The 19,143-nt window shown below is 58.0% G+C and carries 16 protein-coding genes and 1 pseudogene; 6 read left to right on the forward strand and 11 right to left on the reverse strand.

The annotated features are described in order from the left end of the window. Positions 1 to 107: 107 nt before the first annotated feature. Both CFR71_RS13540 and CFR71_RS13545 read right to left on the reverse strand, forming a co-directional pair. Positions 108 to 862, reverse strand: a protein-coding gene (locus CFR71_RS13540) for an IS5 family transposase (RefSeq protein ID WP_095666530.1) whose coding sequence is annotated in 2 segments (ribosomal slippage) — positions 108 to 532 and positions 532 to 862 — 756 coding nt in all. Because the reading frame shifts where the segments join, the coding sequence is not laid out codon by codon here. 89 nt (positions 863 to 951) lie between these two features. Beyond that, a complete protein-coding gene (locus tag CFR71_RS13545) occupies positions 952 to 2,493 on the reverse strand; it encodes a carbohydrate porin (RefSeq protein WP_110531871.1) in 1,542 nt (513 codons plus the stop codon). Between the two features lie 569 nt (positions 2,494 to 3,062). On the opposite strand from CFR71_RS13545, the gene CFR71_RS13550 reads away from it, so the two are divergent. From CFR71_RS13550 to CFR71_RS13560, 3 genes are all read left to right on the forward strand, one after another. Next, a complete protein-coding gene (locus CFR71_RS13550) occupies positions 3,063 to 3,545 on the forward strand; it encodes a hypothetical protein (protein ID WP_029335552.1) in 483 nt (160 codons plus the stop codon). A 246-nt stretch (positions 3,546 to 3,791) separates the two neighbouring features. Further along, positions 3,792 to 4,373, forward strand: coding sequence for a cytochrome b (locus tag CFR71_RS13555; RefSeq protein ID WP_007396731.1), 582 nt, complete (start codon positions 3,792 to 3,794; stop codon positions 4,371 to 4,373). Further along, positions 4,363 to 5,070: a VIT1/CCC1 transporter family protein gene (locus tag CFR71_RS13560; RefSeq protein ID WP_007396730.1), complete on the forward strand. Its 708-nt coding sequence runs from the start codon at positions 4,363 to 4,365 to the stop codon at positions 5,068 to 5,070. Before CFR71_RS13555 ends, CFR71_RS13560 begins: the two co-directional genes overlap by 11 nt. 431 nt (positions 5,071 to 5,501) lie before the next feature. Here the strand turns inward: CFR71_RS13560 and CFR71_RS13565 are convergent, their stop codons facing one another. Next, entirely contained in the window at positions 5,502 to 6,188 is a 687-nt protein-coding gene (locus CFR71_RS13565) for a response regulator transcription factor (protein ID WP_007396728.1), read from the reverse strand. A gap of 453 nt (positions 6,189 to 6,641) precedes the next feature. Here CFR71_RS13565 and CFR71_RS13570 point away from each other — a divergent pair, with 453 nt between their 5' ends. The 3 genes and pseudogenes from CFR71_RS13570 to CFR71_RS13580 all read left to right on the forward strand — a co-directional run. Then, the gene (locus tag CFR71_RS13570) at positions 6,642 to 8,039 is read left to right on the forward strand and encodes a sensor histidine kinase (RefSeq protein WP_110531873.1); all 1,398 of its coding nucleotides are present in this window, start codon (positions 6,642 to 6,644) and stop codon (positions 8,037 to 8,039) included. Between the two features lie 190 nt (positions 8,040 to 8,229). After that, positions 8,230 to 9,141: a sulfite exporter TauE/SafE family protein gene (locus CFR71_RS13575; protein ID WP_014106856.1), complete on the forward strand. Its 912-nt coding sequence runs from the start codon at positions 8,230 to 8,232 to the stop codon at positions 9,139 to 9,141. 44 nt (positions 9,142 to 9,185) lie between these two features. Continuing rightward, positions 9,186 to 9,940 (forward strand): annotated as a pseudogene (locus CFR71_RS13580) (IS5 family transposase); the annotation flags it as partial. Between the two features lie 244 nt (positions 9,941 to 10,184). Here the strand turns inward: CFR71_RS13580 and CFR71_RS13585 are convergent. The 8 genes from CFR71_RS13585 to CFR71_RS13620 all read right to left on the reverse strand — a co-directional run. After that, positions 10,185 to 10,595 (reverse strand): RrF2 family transcriptional regulator, encoded by a 411-nt coding sequence (locus CFR71_RS13585; RefSeq protein ID WP_082267083.1) that lies wholly within the window; start codon positions 10,593 to 10,595, stop codon positions 10,185 to 10,187. Positions 10,596 to 10,762: 167 nt separating this feature from the next. Next, a complete protein-coding gene (locus CFR71_RS13590) occupies positions 10,763 to 12,100 on the reverse strand; it encodes a sensor histidine kinase (RefSeq protein ID WP_110531875.1) in 1,338 nt (445 codons plus the stop codon). After that, entirely contained in the window at positions 12,097 to 12,768 is a 672-nt protein-coding gene (locus CFR71_RS13595) for a response regulator transcription factor (protein ID WP_014106853.1), read from the reverse strand. The genes CFR71_RS13590 and CFR71_RS13595 overlap by 4 nt, the downstream gene beginning before the upstream one ends. Continuing rightward, positions 12,768 to 15,842, reverse strand: coding sequence for an efflux RND transporter permease subunit (locus CFR71_RS13600; protein ID WP_110531877.1), 3,075 nt, complete (start codon positions 15,840 to 15,842; stop codon positions 12,768 to 12,770). The genes CFR71_RS13595 and CFR71_RS13600 overlap by 1 nt, the downstream gene beginning before the upstream one ends. Beyond that, positions 15,842 to 16,993, reverse strand: coding sequence for an efflux RND transporter periplasmic adaptor subunit (locus CFR71_RS13605; RefSeq protein WP_010511650.1), 1,152 nt, complete (start codon positions 16,991 to 16,993; stop codon positions 15,842 to 15,844). Before CFR71_RS13605 ends, CFR71_RS13600 begins: the two co-directional genes overlap by 1 nt. Then, positions 16,990 to 18,237 carry a TolC family protein gene (locus CFR71_RS13610; protein ID WP_010511649.1) on the reverse strand — a complete coding sequence of 416 codons (1,248 nt, stop codon included), beginning with the start codon at positions 18,235 to 18,237 and terminating at the stop codon, positions 16,990 to 16,992. The genes CFR71_RS13605 and CFR71_RS13610 overlap by 4 nt, the downstream gene beginning before the upstream one ends. A gap of 11 nt (positions 18,238 to 18,248) precedes the next feature. Then, complete coding sequence (locus CFR71_RS13615; RefSeq protein WP_370664434.1) at positions 18,249 to 18,725, reverse strand: hypothetical protein; 477 nt, start codon at positions 18,723 to 18,725, stop codon at positions 18,249 to 18,251. A gap of 198 nt (positions 18,726 to 18,923) precedes the next feature. Next, positions 18,924 to 19,143, reverse strand: a 220-nt coding sequence (locus CFR71_RS13620; RefSeq protein ID WP_338065944.1) for a transposase, incomplete at its 5' end; no start/stop codon positions are given.

The following is a 19,143-nucleotide window of genomic DNA, read 5'->3' on the forward strand; positions in this document are numbered from 1 at the left end:
AGATACGGCTGGGATCGGTCAAACGGGATGAAGCGGCTCATCGCGACACTCTACAGCCTTACCCCTTCACAGGGTACCCCAACCCGACAGGCTGCTAGGGCGTGTCGTCAGTTAATTCCGATGATGGCGGAAACGAGTTGCACTGCTGCGAGGAATGTTGACTTCAGCTTGTCGTAGCGTGTTGCAACGCCCCTGAACTGCTTCAGCCTGGCGAAGAAGCGTTCAATGATGTTTCTGTTTTTGTAAAGCAGGAAGCTGATTTTTCGTGGATTACGTCGGTTTTTCCTTGAAGGGATAACCGGTGTGATCTGCCGTTCTTCGATCTTTTCGATAAGCGGATCGGCGTCATAAGCCCTGTCGGCGATAAAAGCTGCAGGGTCGACTTCATCCAGCAGGGGACCTGCTTCCGTGATGTCCGCTCTTTGACCGGGCGTCAGGGACAGGACAACCGCCTTTCCTGCAGCATCGACAATAGCGTGGATTTTCGAAGTCAGTCCGCCACGGGACCGCCCGATAGCCTGATCCGCGCCCCTTTTTTACGGGCACCCGCACTGTGCTGGTGCGCCCGGACAATCGTGCTGTCGATCATCATATATTCGTTGTCACGATCGGCGGCCAGATGCCGGAAAATCCGTTCGATCACGCCGCCTTCGCACCAGCGACGCAGTCGCCGGTGGACGTTTTTCCAGTCACCAAAACGGACAGGCAGGTCACGCCAAGGAATGCCGGCACGGTAACGATATAGAACCGCTTCCACAAACAGACGGTTATCGGCAGCCGTTCCGCCGACATGGCCTTCACGACCCGGGAGAAGATCTTTTATCCGTTCCCACTGGCTGTCACTCAGGCCATATCGTCGCATTCATTCTCTCCCTGAAAACAGGGAGAAAACATCACAGATCAAACGGGAGTACAAGCCTCATGCCGTCAGATGCTAACTGACGACACGCCCTAGAAATTCACATTGGTATGCAACCCGAATACGGCTTCATTACCAATCCGGTGCGTCGGACAGGATGGATCTCCCGTGCCGCCCGAGGGGTTCAGGACATATTGGAAATCGGGCTGCACGACCATCCATGGTGTGATCTGGGCCTGATAGGTCAGTTCAAAATGATTTTCGTTTCCCTGCACCAGGGCACCGCGCGCGCGATCATAGGCACGCACGCCTGATGTGACGCGACCGATACCCCAGCCCAGACCAAGTGTATCATTCGTCCTGCCTGAAAAGGGCGCCTTCAGGTTAAGGCCGGCATCAATGGCGAAGCTTATGATATTGCGATCACCACTATTACCCGTCGCCCGGACAAACAGGCCAAGTGCGCGTGATGCATCAGGCGACGGACGCCAGATCAACTGGTCGATTATCCCGTAAATCAGCCAGTTTCCCCGATCCCAGCGGGGTGTACCACCATCCGCGCCAAGAGACAGTCCCTGTGTGTTATATCGATAATCCGGAAATCGTGCCGTATCATAATAGCCTCCAAGTTTATAAACGCCTGACAGGCCCGGATGACTGGCCGCGCGTCCACTGTCGCCAGATTGAGGATTGAAGGCATACTGAATTTCGGTAATCAGTAGCGCGCCGGTTCCCATATTGAACTGCGTGCCACTTCCATCCCTTATGGTCTGGCTGGTGGGGTCCGCCGGGTTTCCGGTCACGCCAAAGACACTGCTATCCTGATTACCCGACGGATTGTCATCCGCCGCCGCGAACATGAATGTGTATTTTTCACCGGGTCGGTAGCGCAACCGGATTGCGGGAGCTGCAAGCGGCCATGAAGGACCGCCAGCATAAAGGTTGACCGAAGGACCCATTGGCCATCCGAAATTGGCGTTGAGGTACAGGGACGCGTAATCGCTGATCAGGAATTCCGTATCGAGATCCTGCTGGCCGATCTTGACGTCCAGCGCGCCCCTGAGAAAGGACTGCTGGTACCAAAGTTCAAACAGGCGGGTGGAGCGATCCGCCTCAAATCCGCTGATGGGGTTGAAATTGCCCAGATGGTCCTGAGTGACGGCACGTCCCCGGATCTGCAGGGCACTGATGTTGATTGTCGCGCCTTTAAGCCCGATCATCCTTTCCAGATCCGCCATCAGGGTCGGCATGGTAATGCCGATATAGGAAGGACCCGTGCCCGATCCCTTGCCATCGCCATTGGTACTGCCGATCCCGCCCGTGGCGTTACCCCATAACTCGTTGACGTCCTGAATGCTCAGCGTCAGGCCGTAGCGGGCCAGCCATGGACGCAGTCCCCCCATATTCCCCAGCAGGCTCCCATCGGCAGACGGCGTATCTTGGCTGTGGCTGGTCGTGATTGCGCCTGCTTGCCAGGAATCACGCACGGTCGCCGGGTCAATCTGGGCCAAGAAAGGTGTACTGGCGCCCAGATGGGCCTGCCCACCCGCAATGGCGGTCTGGGCCTGCCCCGCAACGGAGATGAAACCGCCGATGCCCCAGAAGAAAATTCCCTCACATACACGCCGGGACAATCGGGTAACGCAAACCGCCGGAATCCTGCGTGATGTCAGTTCGCACGGTCGCAAATGTTTCTCATATTATCGTAAAAAAGGTCGTAATCCAGACAGATATCATATACCCGGTCTTCTTTCCACAACATGATGTTTTTGTTAAAGACACAATGTGAATAAAAGAGAATTGTGATATTATATCGTTCTCGTAATTTAATTTATTATTTTTAAAAAATATGCCTGAAGGTCATAAAAAGGTGTCTATTCTGCTTTGGCGATGGACGAAAACACATAGCGGAAAATAAATTATCGCGGCTGCCGCTTCTATGGAAAACAATTCAGACTTTTCACTTTGGCTGCCTGCACAAAATGATCGCCGGCATGCATGGTAATACTGAGTACCATGCTGCCTGCTACAAGGATTGGCCGCCCTACCATTGCTCATAACGGCTGATCTCTTGCTAGCAGCGTCTCCCCCGTGACCTTATTTTCCGTGTTCAGGTTCACGTCATGTCTGCGTGTTACAAGAACAGCGAGCATCGGCATGATGGCATGGCCAGGGTCAGGTGCCAGGAGGCCGGACAAATATTATGAGATCGATAGTGCATTACGGATTGGCAATCCTGATGATAGTCAGCATATCCGGCTGTGTGGCGCGCGCCGAAACAGAAACAGAAACAAACGGTATTTGCGAGACAGTGGAACAGGGTATCCGGCTGCATGTCGACGGCACGTATGGCGGATATCCCCATTCCGTCCTGCGTGATGCGGTGCTGGAGAGCGTAGCCTGTCCTTCGGGGGATGCAGAACTACGCGCTTTCCATACCATTGCGATACCGCCGCCCCATATGCGTATTGCCGTCATGCGCCCCATCGGGCAGGGCCAGCAGGGATCGCTGTCCATCATGCTGTTTTCACAAGGGCATTTCGTTATCGGCGAACGGATGTCCCTCTCTCCTTTCTCACGCACCCAGTCTCCTTTTTCGGTAAAGGCAGACATCAACCTTGCAACAGCACGCCTATGGGGCGATCTGGCGAACCGGATCGCACAGGGGAAGCGTGCCATTCCATAACGGGGAAACAAGCTCAGTCCATCACATTTGCGATCCGGTTTACCGAAAATGGCCGTAGCTTGCACATATTCTGCGATGTCATTAGGTCACGGGCGCCACACAGTTATCTGGATACAGGTTCCTTGCTCGCTGCCGGTGTCGTCGTGGGTTTACCATCTCCATTCGTTTTTTACAGTCTGAACACCAACGGACCGCAGGTATCGGCAAGGCGGCCAATCGTTCAGGTTCGCGTCATGTTTGAGTGATATGATCGTTCGGATGAAATACAAATCTGGCCTTTCCCCAGCACGTTATGACGCACCAACAATCATTTTCCACTGGGGATGCACGGCCATTATCATACTGCAGTTCGCAACCGCGAATTTATGGGGCCTGTTCCGGAACCCGCTACACCATCAACTGGTGGTGACCCACCTGACGGCAGGCATGGTACTGAGCGTTCTGTTTCCCGCACGCCTGCTATGGCGACTAGGCTGGGGACGGCAGATCCGCGCCGCCGATCGCTGGCTTGATGCCATGCTGGCGCGCTGCGTGGAATACAGCCTGTATGGTTTAGTCCTGCTGGAAATCCTCCTGGGATATCTGTGGCGATGGGGCAATGGGCAGGCCATGAGTTTCCTGTCCATTCAGATCATGCCGCCCTTTGGCAGGTTTCCGACATCGACAGTCGGCATTCTGCACTGGCTGCACCAGTGGAATGGCTGGCTGATCATCGTGCTTGCCACGGGTCATGCGCTGGCCGCGTGTTTTCATTACTTCATTCTCCGGGACAATGTTTTTCAGAGAATGCTGCTGACAGGGAATGTATCCGATGAATATGGAAAGTAAAATACCGCTGCGCCCCAAAGAAATCCACGCGACCTCCCGTCTGGGCTGGCTGCGGGCCGCTGTTCTGGGGGCGAATGATGGTATCCTGTCAACATCCAGCCTGATCATTGGTGTCGCCAGCGCCCATGCGACACAGGGGAGCATCCTGCTGGCTGGAATTTCCAGTCTGGCTGCCGGGGCCATGTCCATGGCCGCAGGGGAATATGTGTCCGTTAGCTCGCAGGCGGATTCTGAGAAGGCTGACCTCGCCCGCGAAAAAAAGGAGCTTGGCAGTAGCTGGGACGCTGAAGTGAGCGAACTGGCCGGGATATACCGTCAGCGTGGCCTGGATGATATTCTGTCACGCAAGGTTGCCCTTCAGCTCATGAAGCATGATGCACTGGGGGCGCACGCCCGCGATGAACTCGGCATTTCGGACGCGACTGCGGCGCGCCCGGTACAGGCCGCCTTTGCATCGGCTAGCGCATTCTCTTCCGGTGCCATACTGCCCGTGCTGGCAGCCCTGCTGTCGCCAGCCAGCGTGGTCTCGTGGAGTGTATCCGCTGTATCCCTGATTGGTCTGGCGGTGTTGGGAGTCGTGGGTGCGCGTGCAGGTGGGGCCTCACCATGGCGTCCGGCAATGCGGGTCATATTCTGGGGCATCGTAGCGATGGCCGTGACGGCTGCCATCGGCCGGATATTCGGGGTACAGACATAATGTATTAAATATTTCTGTATATTGAACGAATGGAATGATATCGTGAATGTACTTCTTGTCATTGTGCTATCAAAGGCTGTCGTTTCAGTGCTCTGCATGCGACTTGTATTTCATTTATATCGTGACAAAAACAATATAATATTACATAGAAATGGGTCTGTGGGATAATGCTATCCCGGCAATAGATAGTGGGCATCAACTTCCTTGAAGACTTTCCCAAGGCGGCTATGGGAACCCCGCTTCTCCTGCGGGACGCGAATTATATGCGCAGTGATCTCTATTCCGTTGTCGCTGCGATCGTTAATGGCCGACTACGATGTCGGACCGAAAGGCATTTGCCTACACGCCATGGTCATCCTGCTTGCGTACCCATCTCATCCAGGATGGCCGAACCGGGCATGCATGCAAGATCATCCTATACCGCCAGGGAGTCACGCACTCATGACATAACCGCTACCCCTGACGGTGTGGATCAGAGGTTGGCCGTCCTGCCCCAGTTTTTCCCGCAGACGACAAATATGCGTTTCGACGATGTTCGTACGAACCGGGAAATCCATATGCCAGACATCCTTCAGCAACATTTGCCGGGAAAGCACCGTGCCTGCATTCCTCATGAAATATTCCAGAAGTTTTAGTTCCTGAGGCTGCAGAAGAACCTTTTCGCCATTCCGTGTCACTGCAAGCGTCAGCAGATTGAGTTCAACGTCAGCCACATTCATTATTGTTGTATGCTGGAAGGAAGATGATCGACGAAGCAGTACCTGCACGCGCGCGACCAACTCGCGTAATGCAAATGGCTTGATCATGTAATCATCCGCACCATGCCGCAGACCGGCGACACGGCTTGGTACGCCATCCATCGTCGTCAGGAACAGGACTGGCGTCATGATGGCATAAGAGCGCATGCGCATGAGAATTGTCAGTCCATCCAGACCAGGCAGCATGCGATCCAGAATGACGATATCCCACGTTTGCGACAGGGCATGCTGCGATCCATCGGTCCCGTTAGCGACACAAACCACGTCAATTCCGCTTTCCTCCAGTCCCTGCCGCACGTAATCCGTAGTTGCGTGGTCATCTTCAACCAAAAGCAGGCGGGGGCGTGTTACCAGCGTCATGAAGCAGGCCAATCAACAAATTTAATGTCCCGCCCAGCGAGACTGAGTTCTTGATCAGGTTATCAGAATCATTGTTACATGACACCATCCATGACGATGGATAGACAATTATTGGCATTTTTTAATGTATCGACCATGTCTCCAAATTGAATACAGAATAAATAATATCAATATTTCATGTGATACATATCATAAATGTGGATGTATATGTATTATATTTTATACGGTATTAAAACAAATACTACGTACGCGCAGGCATATAAAAAATAAAAGACGGTAAGTTCTCTCCGGACAGGACAAGGCAAAGGGGTTAACGCGGAAAGACCATTGAGGGTAAAGTCAGGCCACAGGGCTGGAGCCTATGCCAACCGGACCTGTCATGATCGGGGACGGGTGGATCTTGTCCGGTCATCCATATCCTGAGAGGATGTCGCTACATGATAAATATGTCCAATGATGTCGTGGAATAGGATATCCCGACGCCGAAATGTGGAGACACGACGTATCATCGCCACGACGTCGTTTCGTATCGTCACGTTGTTCGCCGGTCTTTTTATATTGGGCGGCATGGTCATGACTATAACGTCAGGCCTTTACAGCCAGTCAACCATGCGCCAGCAGATCCGCCGGGAAGTGGAGAACGAGAGCCATGAGACATTTGCAGATGCTGGTGTTGCGGATGTCCGTCATCTCCTGCCAGTTGTGCAAGGACTGATCGAACATGAACCCGGTTTCCATTATTTGCTTCAGGACTCCGGACAGGTCATTGTCGCAGGCAACATGCTGCATCTGCGACCAGTGCCGGGCGAACGCTGGCTGGCATGGTCCCATCGCCTGCCGAAAGAAATCAACCAGGATATCGTTTATGGAATAGGTTATCGCCTTGATGACGGCGGCTATTACTTCGTGGGCATGGATGCCTCGCCCCTGACGCATCTCCAACGCGCATTATGGACAACGATCCTGTGGGGCATTGCAGGATTTGGTCTGATAGGGGTAGCGGGCGGCCTTTTCCTGAGCAACCTGATCCTGAAATGGATCGAGACGATAAGCAGGACGGCACGGAGCATCATGCAGGGCGATATGTCTCGCCGCATCCCGCTACGTGGCACGGATGATGAGCTTGATCATCTCTCGGAGAGCCTCAATGCGATGCTCGACCAGAATGAATACCTGATTGCAAGTCTGAAACAGGTCTCCAATGACATCGCGCACGACATGCGCCGCCCGCTGGCGCGTATGCGCCAGAATCTTGAGCGCGCCATTGGGGCACATGGACCTTCCGATACCATGCATGAGCAGGTCGAGTGTGCAATCGAGGATCTGGATGCCGCATTGGAAATATTTTCCTCGCTGCTCAAGCTGGCGCAACTTGAGTCCGGGGCATGGAACAACGAAATGGAACCCCTCGATCCCGCACGACTTCTGGAATCAGTTCTAGAACCGTATCGATCCGTTATCGAAGACAATGGACAGCGCCTGGAAACCGAAATCATTCCCGCCTGCCCTACCGTCATCGGTCATCCAGTCCTTTTACGGCAGGCATTCTCCAACCTGATCGAGAATGCCGTACGCCATACGCCTGACCAGACCACCATCACAGCGACCATAATGCTTTCGGACAAGACCATCACGATAGAAATAGCCGATAATGGTCCAGGCATTCCGGACGAAGCCATGCTTCGGGTAATCGACCGCTTTGTCCGTCTTGATACAAGCCGTACGCATGACGGTAACGGGCTAGGGCTTACCATGGTGAAAGCCGTAGTACAACTGCACCGGGGCACGATCGTCTTGTCTCACAACAACCCTGGCGTAAGGTGTATCGTTAAATTACCCATAGAGCTCTAGCCTTCACGGCCTCATAGACAGCAGACCTCCTGGCTGGTTAGAGATGTGCAAATACGACTGAAGATTGGGGCATTGTAAGCTGACATCCCCGTGAGCTTTCGCCAGAAATAATGATGCCGCGCGCCCATGCGATGTGGCCGCCTGCAACGGTCCCGGCGAGCAGGGATCCAAATCGGGATTCATACAAACCATGCTGCTCTGGTCCCTGATTCTGGTTGCATCAGCCGCGGCATTTGGCCTGAGCGCCGTGTCGGGAGGCGGTGCCGGGCTGCTCCTAATGCCCCTGCTGGGGCTGGTGCTGCCTGGCACTCAGGTGCCAGCCGCCCTGTCGATCGGGACAGTTGCCAGTTCGGCGACGCGCATCATCTCGTTCTGGCAGGCGATCCGGTGGGACATCGTCCGGCATTTTGCGCCCACCGCGTTGCCCTTCGCCGCCCTGGGCGCATGGGCATTGAGCCGTATGGAGCCAGCCTATCTGTCGCTGCTTCTTGGCGTATTCCTGATGGGGAATCTTCCCCTTCTCTTTCGCAAGCCTGCACCCCAGGTCACTGTGAAAACGCCCCACGCTATCGAACTGCACGTACTGGGTGCTACCGCCGGCTTCATTTCCGGTTTTACCGGAGCGGTCGGCCTGGTGTTCAATGGGTTTTATTATCGACTTGGTCTGCGGAAGGAAGAAATCGTCGCAACCCGCGCGGCCAACGAAATCATGCTGCATGTGCTCAAGATCGCTCTCTACGCTGAGTTCGGCCTGTTGAATACCCGGGCCAGCATTGCGGGTATCGCTGTTGCTGCGGCGGCGGTTCTGTCATCAATAATCATGAAGTACCTGTTGCCGCACCTGCATGATCGCTTGTTTCACCATATTGGTCATGCCGCCATGGTCGTGGCGGGTGTCATGATGGTGATCTCCGCCAGTAGTCAGTTAGCGCGGCAGGCAAATGTCACGGTGCATTTCGCCCACGTAGCCCATGAAGCCGCAGCGTCCGTGTCATGGCGACAACACACTTTCGCGGTCGAATGGGAAAATGGTGATGAACGCGAGTTGAGCCCCCGAGTGCTTTCCAGACTGGCTTCATCCCCTATGATAACAACCCATTGATTTGAGTGCGGGAATCTGATTCAGGCTCTGTGAGGAGACTGGAGATGAGCGACCTGTTTTGGCTGCCGGACGAACAAATGGAGCGTCTGCGGCCCTTTTTCTTTAAGAGCCATGGTAGAGCCTGCGTTGATGACCGCCGAATGCTGAGCGGCATCATTTTTGTCAGTCGGAACGGCTTGCGCTGGCGCGATGCGCCCCGGGAATACGGTCCACATAAGACGCTCTAAAACCGTTGGAAGCGCTGGGGCGCCATGGGGATCTGCGCCCGGATGATGGACGGTCTGGCTGCCGGAAAGGCAGAGCCCCAGACCATCATGACTGATGCGACGTATCTCCAGGCACACCGCACGGCTTCGAGCGTGCGGCTAAAAAAGGGGATCCAGGTCGCTTGATCGGCCGCACCAGAGGGGCATAAACACGAAGCTGCATGCGATCACCGACCAGAGTGGGCGACCGCTGAGCTTTTTCATGACTGCGGGACAGATAAGCGATTATACCGATGCCGCTGCCCTGCTGGATAGTCTTCCTGAAGCACAATGGATGCCGGGAGATCGCGGGGATGACGCCGACTGGTTCAGGGACGCCCTGGAAGCAAAAGGTATAAAAGCCCTGCATTTCAGGACAGAAATCTCGCGGAAAACCGGTCAGATACGACAAGAGAAAATATAAACGCCGCAATCGCATCGAGATCATATTCGGAAGGCTCAAGGGCTGGCGGCGGGTTGCAACCCGCTACAACAGATGCCCGACCGTCTTCTTCTCAGCCATCTGTCTCACCGCAACCGTCATGTTCTGGCTATGTGTCCCGAGCCTAGAAGCCGTCCGTACTTTGGTAAAAATCTTTCAACACCGTAATAATAATAACGTCCGCTATCATTATATTACCCGCAACAAAGTGAACTTTTCACCTGAAGATTATATGAATCTTACTTCACACGAGATTCACTATGACTACAGTGATATTTTTTTCATCGACGGCTTCAAATGTTCTATCAAGTGTTTGAGGGAGGCATCATGCCAGGATGGAAAAGTGAGCAAACACATTATCCTGAACCACTAGTGAGATCCAGTAAGCTCATCCCATCGGAAAATGCCATAAATGCATCAACGGCCTGTACTATGAGATGGCGAAACTGACAAGCATTGCCCAGTATACACTGGTTATTGCCAGATGAGTGACAGGCACCAGGGGATTCTTTTTCAGTTTCCATGAGCCGCATAATATGACCGACGTTGATGTTTCTGGCAGACACAGCCAGACGGATGCCACCAGTACGTCCCCGGGTACCTTGTACGATCCCGGCATGACACAGGTGTTGTACAACTTTCACAAGATGATTGTGCGAAATGCCATGCAACTCAGTGATGTTCCTGACGGTAACACGCGAATCAGGATTACACGCCAAGTGGATCAACACACGGAAAGCGTAGTCGGTACGCAGCGAAAGACGCATCAACCCCACCACCCATAGGCACGTGTTGACTGATTTTCCCAAGCAGCCTCTCAGAATATTGCCAACGGGCTGCTACCAGGCAACCGTGACGCAGGGCATTCGTGACATAGGGGAGTAGAGTACGCAAAATGGAGTTGCCTGCGCGTCTGTTCCTCTACAGTCATGAATTAGGTTACCTTCGAGTTTGGAAAGGTGACACACACACCAAATCCTCTGGCAGATCCTGTAAGTGGGGAACGTAAGCGCAGAGTAACGTCCATTTGGGTAGCGATATTACTGGCAATGGCGAGACCCAGGCCACTGCCATGATTACCGGTCCCGCCGCGCACGAATGGGCTAGTCAGCCGCTGGAATATGCCGGGTGGCAGCGCGGGGCAATCATTGGTGATGTCGATTCCACCATCTGGTAGCACGGCCACCCGCACGGGCATATGGTGCCCTCCATGCAGCAGGGCGTTTTCAAGCAGGTTGCGCAACATGATGCCGGTCGCATCCATGTCACCATGTACGAATATGTGGTGAATCCCGTCTGGCGCGATGACAATGCCCTGCCCGTCACACGGATTATGCCCAAGATCATCGACAAGGACACGCACTACGGTCATCAGGTCGAAACGGTCGCGCCGGAAAGCGACGCCGGACGAGGCGCGGGAAAACTGCAGCAGTTTTTCCACCGTGCGGCCCAGCCTGCGGGTCCGGTCGGCAATGACCTCCACCCGCCGGCCCGTATCCGAACCCGCCGGCATCAGTCGGCCCAGCATCTGTACCTGCGCCAGAAGGGCTCCAAGCGGGTTACGCAGTTCATGCGCAGCGCTTGCGGCAAAGGCGCGCTCGGTAGAGAGCGCTGCCTCCAACCGCGCCAACAGCGTATTGATCGAGCGCTGGATGGAGACTAGTTCGTCAGGGAGATCAAGGGGGGGAATGGGCTGAAGGTTGCCGCTGCCACGTGCGCGCATCTCGTCATGCAGCAGGTCCAGCGGGCGCAGGGCGCGCCGCACGATCAGGCGCACCAGCCACCAGATCACCGGCATGAAAAGCAGCATGGGCACGACAGAGATCAGCATCGCGCGCCGGACGGCCTCGCGCCGGTGGAAGGTCGGTTCCCCCACAAAGACACGGTATTTCTCCGCCACGGGTGACGCGACATAAACGCGAAAATGCGGGACGTTGGCAAACCCGGTCCGCCAGTTGCTGACAAATGCGGTTTGCGGGGCATTCTGGGAACGCAGCACGACATGTCCACTCACGTCCACGACCTGATAGGCCAGTGTGCGCGGTCCGGCCTCGGGCAGCCAGGCGATGGATGACGCCGCACCCGGTTCGTGCAGTCGCGTGGCCACCGCCGTCTGCAACCGCTCGGCCACTTCCTGCAGCGAGTTATCCAGCCGTTCCGTCACCTCGTAGCGGGTAAATCCGCCCACGGCGATACTGAGGATCAGCAGCCCCAGAATAACGACCAGAAGTACGCTGCTGATGATGCGGGTGGACAGGCTCCAGCTTTTCATGAGCCGTTCTTTCCATCCAGGCAGTAACCACGACCGCGTATGGTCCGGATCACGTTATTGCCCAGCTTGCGCCGCAGGCGGCTGATGAAGACCTCGACAGTATTGCTGTCCACTTCGCGATCCAGCGCATAAAGGACCGTGTCGATCTGCTGGCGCGAATAGATCCGGCCCGGACTGCGCGAGAGCAGTTCCATGATGCTCCATTCGCGCGCGGTCAGGTCCAGCCGCTCGCCATCACGCGATACGGACCGGTTCTCCCGGTCTATCGTAATCTCTCCCACGCGGCAGTGCGCCTGCCTGCGCGGCGATGCATACCGGCGGGCTACCGCCGCAATGCGGGCCACGAGTTCATTCAGGTCATAGGGCTTGACGATATAATCATCCGCCCCTTCGGACAGACCCGCGATACGGTCACTGATCTGGTCTTCTGCCGTGGTGATGAGGATGGCGATGTCAGACGATGTCCGGCGGACCTCACGCAGCAGGTCGCGCCCGCTTCCATCGGGCAGGCCAAGGTCGAGCAGTATGAAATCATAATCCACCGTTGCCATGGCCGCGCGCGCGTCCTCCAGCGTCGTGAACCAGTCCACGGCATGCCCGTCCAGACCCACGCGCTCCTGCACCGCCACACCCAGATCGTATTCATCCTCGACAATAAGGATACGCATCAGTCCTGATCCTTTTCCCGCATGACCCGGGCGTATAATGAAGGCAATACCAGCAACGTCAGGAGCGTGGACGAAACCAGTCCCCCGATCACCACGCTGGCCAGCGGGCGCTCGACTTCCGCGCCCGCACTTTCGGAAAACGCCATGGGAAAAAAGCCAAGGCTGGCCACAAGGGCCGTGGCCATGACCGGGCGGAAGCGGGATTCCGCGGCCGCAAAGGCCGCCTGTGCCACGGCCATTCCCCGTGCCCGCAGGGCTGCGATCTCACTGACCAGCACCACGCCATTCAGGATCGCCACGCCAAACAGCGCGATGAAGCCGATCCCCGCCGAAATGCTGAACGGCAGCCCGCGCAGCGTCAGCGCCACAATGCCGCCGGTTGCCGCCACCGGCAGGTTGACAAACACCAGCAGCGCGGGCCGGACGGCGCCAAATGCCACCACCAGCAGGGCAAAGATCAGGCCAAGGGCGATGGGCAGCACAATTTCCAGCCGCTGCATGGCCGATTGCAGGTTACGGAACTGCCCGTCCCACTGCATGGTATAGCCTGCGGGCAGCTTCACATCCCGCGCCACGCGGGCCTGGGCTTCGGCCACGTAACCGGCCAGGTCGCGCCCGCGCACATTGGCCTGCACCACCATGCGCCGGCGCACGCCATCGCGGCTTATACGGGGCGGACCATCGACTTCATGCACATGCGCCACCTGTGACAGCAGCACATTCCCCTGCCCGTCCACCCGCCGGACCTGCAGCGCACCGATTGCGGCGGTCGAAGCCACGCGCTTCGGGTCAAGACGCACCTGCGTGCTGATGATGGCGTTATCCACGATCACCGGCCTTGTACCGATATGGCCGCCAACCGCCTCCACCGTATCCAGAATGTCCTGCACCGCCACATTGCGGCTGGCGGCCTGCGTGCGGTCAATGTCGACCACGATCAGCGGCACGGTGCCGTCCCCCGCAGCCGCCACGTCCGCTGCCCCCTTCACGCCGGACATGGCCGCCACCACCCGGTCACCCAACTCGGCCAGCATGGCCAGGTCATCGCCAAAGATCGAGACGGCAATCTGCGTGCGCACGCCAGAGAGCAGGTCATCCATGCGCATCTGCACCGGCTGGCTCCATGAATACAGCGCATCGGGCAGTTCGCGCCGCAGGGTATCATCCATCGCAGCGACCAGCTCCGCCTGCGTGCGGGCGGTTTTCCATGTGGAGGGCGGGTTGAGGAAGATGAAGCTGTCGGTCTCGTTCACGCCCATCGGGTCGGTGGGAATGGCGGACGTGCCGGTATTGCTGACCACCGCGCGCACTTCAGGGAAGTGGCGCAGGATCTGCTCCTGCTTCGTGACCGAAGCCAGCACGGTATCGAGCGAGGCCGAGGGCAACCGCGTGGTGGTGACCGCCAGCGCCCCTTCATCAAGCTGGGGAATAAACTCACCGCCCAGCCGCATCGCAAGCCCCGCTGAAAGGGCCAGCACCACCAGCGTACCGCCAAACAGGATGCGTGGATGGGTTTCCCCCCATGTCACCATATGGGTATAGGGCCGGCGCAGGAAGGCAATCAGCCGCGTATCACCCGCAGGCCGCACGCCCCCCAACGCAAGGGCGGCCAGAACGGGCACGCAGATGAAGCAGTACGCCAGCGACGCCAGCAGCGCCATGATGACCGTCTGCGCCATGGGGCGGAACATGTGCCCCTCGATCCCCTGCAGGGTCAGGATCGGCAGATAGACCATGATGATGACCAGTATGGCAAACCCCACCGGGCGCATGACCTGCTGCACGGACGAGATGACCAGCGGGATGAATTCCGCTTCCGGTTCTTCCTCCCGCCGCGACAGCACATGTTCGATCACCACCAGCGAACCATCGACAATCATGCCGAAATCGATTGCGCCAAGGCTGAGCAGGTTGGCCGAGATACCGAACTGCCGCATGCCCGCCATCGCGCAGACAAGGGCAACCGGAATGACCGAGGCAATGACAAGGGCGGCCTGCCAGCTCCCGATCACCACCACCAGCACCCCCACCACCAGCACGGCGCCCATGACCAGGTTGTCACGCACGGTGGCGATGGTCTGCCCGGTCAGGGTGGCGCGGGTGTAATAGGGTTCGATCGTAACCCCGGCGGGCAGCGCCTGCCTTATGCCCGGCAGGGCGCGGTCGATCGCGGCAAGCGTTGCGTTGGAACTCGCCCCGCTTTCCATCATCACCACGCCGATCACAATCTCGCCCTGCCCGTCACGCGTTACCGCCCCCAGACGGGTGCGTGCCCCCGTGGTGATACGTCCAAGGTCGCGCAGCCGCACGGCGGACCCATCGGGGTTGGTGCGCACGGCAATGTTGCCAAAGTCGGCCAGGCTGCCGACCAGCCCGCGTCCGACCACGCTCTGCTGTTCGGCATGGTGCGTGATCCATCCGCCGCCGGATGCCGCGTTGCCGGCATCCACCGCACGATAGACCTCGCCTACCGACATGTTGGCCCCGATCAACCGCGCGGGGTCCAGCGTCACCTCATAGGTTTCCTCCGCGCCCCCATTGACGTTGACATCCACCACACCGGGGACAAGGCGCATCTGCGGCACCACGGTCCAGTTCATGATGCGGTTGAGTTCCATGAGCGAACGCCCCGCGCCACGGATCTGGAACTGCATGATTTCGCCCATGCCAGTGGCCAGCGGCCCCATGCTGACGGTAATGCCGGGCACGGATATGTTTGAACGCGCCTGCTGTATGCGCTCGTTCACGCGGGTGCGGTCCAGGTTGATGTCGGTATCATCGGCAAACTGCACATACACCACCGAGACGCCGCCGCGCGATACGGAACGCAGGTCAGTCATGCCGGGGATTCCGGTCATGCTGGTCTCGACGGGAAAGGTGATGAGTTTTTCCACTTCCTCCGTCGCAAGGCCCGGCGCCACGACCGAGACGAGAACCTGCCGGGGCGAAATATCCGGCACCGCTTCCACCGGCAGGCCCAGGACAGCCATGATGCCCGCGGCCAGCAGCAGGCCAAGACCGCCCAGCACCAGCATGCGCGCGCGGATCAGGGTGGCAAGGTAGGCATGTGTCATCAGTCTGCATCCATTCCGGCCAGACCAATGACGGAACGCAGGGCAAAACTACCATGACCCACCACCAGCTCGCCCCCTTTCAGGCCGGAACGCAGCACTGCCTGCCGCCCGTCATCCAGTGCCACATCGACCACGACCGGCCGGTAATCCGTCGCGTTCACCCGCACGAACACGACGCTATGCCCGTCAATCTGCTGGATGGCTTCGGACGGCACGACAAGACCCGCCACGCTGTCACGCTGGGCCAGTGCGGAATCCAGCACCATACCGGGCACCAGCGCGCCAGTGGGGTTGGCCACACGGCTTATGACCCGGACCAGCCCGGTCAGGGGGCTGGCCATGCCGTCCACCGTATCGATACGGGATGTAAACGGGCCGTCTGCCGTCTGCGTTACCTGCTGGCCGCCTGGTGCGATCCGCGCTGCCTGGTCTGGCGGGATGTCAGAAACAAGCCATATGCTGGACAGATCCGCGACGGTAGCCACATCCATGCTCGGGTCCACATCACCCGCCACTGACGTACCGATCACCTGCACCATGCCGTTGACAGGGGAGATCAGGGTCGAGGTTTCGTCTTCCGCGCCCTGACTGTCCTGCTCCGATGATGAATTGAACTCCTCGGCAAAACGGTGGCCCAACGTGTCCACATCCGCCTGGCGTGCACGCATGGTGGCATCCGCCTGTGCCAGCACGTCCTGCCTGCGGCGCAGTTCGGCCAATGATATGCTCTCGCCAGCCAGTGCCCTAGCCCGCTGCACCGCGCCTGCCGCATCGGTCCGGGCCGCAATGGCGGCAGCAAGCGCTGCACGCATCTGAACCGCCTGCAGGCGCGCAACATGCAGGGAATGATCCTGATAGCGCACCAGCGCCTGCCCCCGCTGCACGGATGCTCCGGGCTGTAACAGTACTGCCAGCACCTTGCCACTGCCGGCGGGATGGATATGCACGACCCGCGTCGTATCGGGCATGACCCGGCTCATGACCGGCAGCATGGGTGCCACGCGACCCGGCCTGGCCGTGACGATGGTTACCCCTTCATTGGCAACCGCCGCCCCGTCCAGCTTCACGATCGGGGGCAGCGCCCCCTCCCCGGCATGGGCAGGCAGGGCAGGCAGGCCGAGAAGAAACAGGATGGAGGCAATCCGCTTCATGGCACAACACCTGTTGCAATCAGCATGCGGATGCTGGCGACATGCCACTCCACCTCAGCCCGGGCACTGGCCAGTCGGGTATTGGCGGCCGCCTGCCGGGCGGCAAGCGCCGTATCCACACTGGCTTCGCCTACCCGCCAGGCCCGTTCCTGCGCCTGGGCCCGCTTTTCCATATTCTCTGCGGCACTGCGGGTAGCCTGTCGTGCCGTGGTGGCCGCGATCAGGCGTTCACGCACGCGCATCATTTCCAGATGCACCATGCGCCGCGCCTGCGTTTCCTGACTGGTGGCCGTGGCCAGGCGGTTGCGGGCTTCGGACATGATGGGCGTGTTACGGACCTCGCTGGGCAGGGGGATGCTGAAATTCACGCCCACACGATCATCCCACGGGCTGCCGTACTGCTTTTCATGAATGGCGTCCACGCCGATTTCCGGGTTGGGCATGAACGAACGGCGCGCCAGTTTCATGTTCGCTTCGGCGGCTTCCACATTGCGGTGCGCGACCTTTATGCGGGGATCGTTGTCTTCCATGTCGCGCGGGCTGACAAAACGGGCCTGCGTCACGTCGCCGCCGCCATAACGGCTCAGGTCGGGCACAACCGGACGCCCCAGCAGCACCTCCAGGGCCGTAGTCGCGTTCTGCGCTTCCTCCTGTGCCAGGGCTAGTTCATTGTGCGCGTTCTCCATCGCCGCCTGCGCCATCTGCCCATCGACCGAGGCCAGTTCCCCACCATGCACCGCATGCGTCGCATTGCCGGCCATGCGCGCTGTCGCATCGTACAGGGCATGGGCCACATCCATCCGGGTACGGGCAATCAGGGCGGCGGCAGCTGCGTCCAGCACCCGGATGGACAGCGCCATGTGTTCGACATTGAGCTGCTCATCAATCGACGCGGCTTCCGCGCTGGCGACCTGTTTCGTGGCGCTGCCCTGCCCCGGCAGCCACAGCGGCACCGACACGCCGCCCTGATAGGTTGTATAGCCTTCGTTACTGCCCAGCATGTGGTCATCCATGTATTCACCCGACAGGGTCGGGCCGCCGGCAAACCATGACCCGGCAGCGCTGGCGCGGGCGCGGGCGGAATGATGGCCGACCTGAAGTTCGGTGCGGACGGGATCGATCGCCCAGGCCATGCCGACGGCTTCATGGAAGGATGGGCCAGGGCGGGCGTCCTGGGCCAGGGCCATCCATGGCAGGGCACAGGCCATGGCGATCGACACAATGGGGGGGATGGCGCGGTTCATGCTTCAGGCTATCATGGAATGGCGCGACCACCATGGCTGATCCGTTCGGCCAAATCGCTCCACAGTCGCGCCATCAGCAGATTGATCTCGGACGTGACCGAAAACGGGGACTGCGAACGCGCCAGGGGCGAAAGGGACATGCGTTCCCCGATGACAAAATGCCCCTGCGAGAACAGCCGGGCCGAAATCGCCCCCTGCTGCCCCTGCCCCATGGGCCTCGTAACGGAAATACGCAGGTGTGGCGGCGGGTCGGCAATGAGACCGAAGACATGCCGTTCAGCTTCATCAGAGGGGCACGCCACGCCCTGCAGCACGGCGTCACGCAGTACGGAATGGGGATAACCCCCATACATGCCATCTACATGCAAACGTATACCATGCCGGACCGTCATACATATGCCCTCTGTCCCATCATCCGCCCAAGCGGCCGACACCCCTAGGAAGAAAATACAGGCTGCATACAGACTATCCCGCACTATCCTTTGCATAATAAGCGTCTGTTCCCCGGCGTACATAAAGTTCCTGCCATCACGACGATGACTTTCTGACGGTAACAGAGAAACCTGACGTGAACCTGAACATCCGGTCTACAAAAGAGAATTTATATTATGAAAATGATTATCATTTCTATATTTAGAGTAAGCGATAATTTCATATGTGAATTTAAGGCTCTGTTAGAGCCTGAATTAGAAAGCGGTTTGATTGATTTGTCTCAGCACCCTGCAGATATGGACAATCATCAACTGTGCACAGGATAACGAGATTGGTGCCTCGACATGTTTCGTGAAACGGCGGCAGCGTCCGAGCCATACGAAGCGACGCTCCACGATCCAGCGTTTCGGCATGATGATGAAGCCTTCAGCCCGATCGCTGCGCTTGACGATCTCGATCGTCCGTCGGCCACGT

The organism is Novacetimonas pomaceti, from assembly GCF_003207955.1.
GTDB classification, from domain to species: Bacteria; Pseudomonadota; Alphaproteobacteria; order Acetobacterales; family Acetobacteraceae; genus Novacetimonas; species Novacetimonas pomaceti.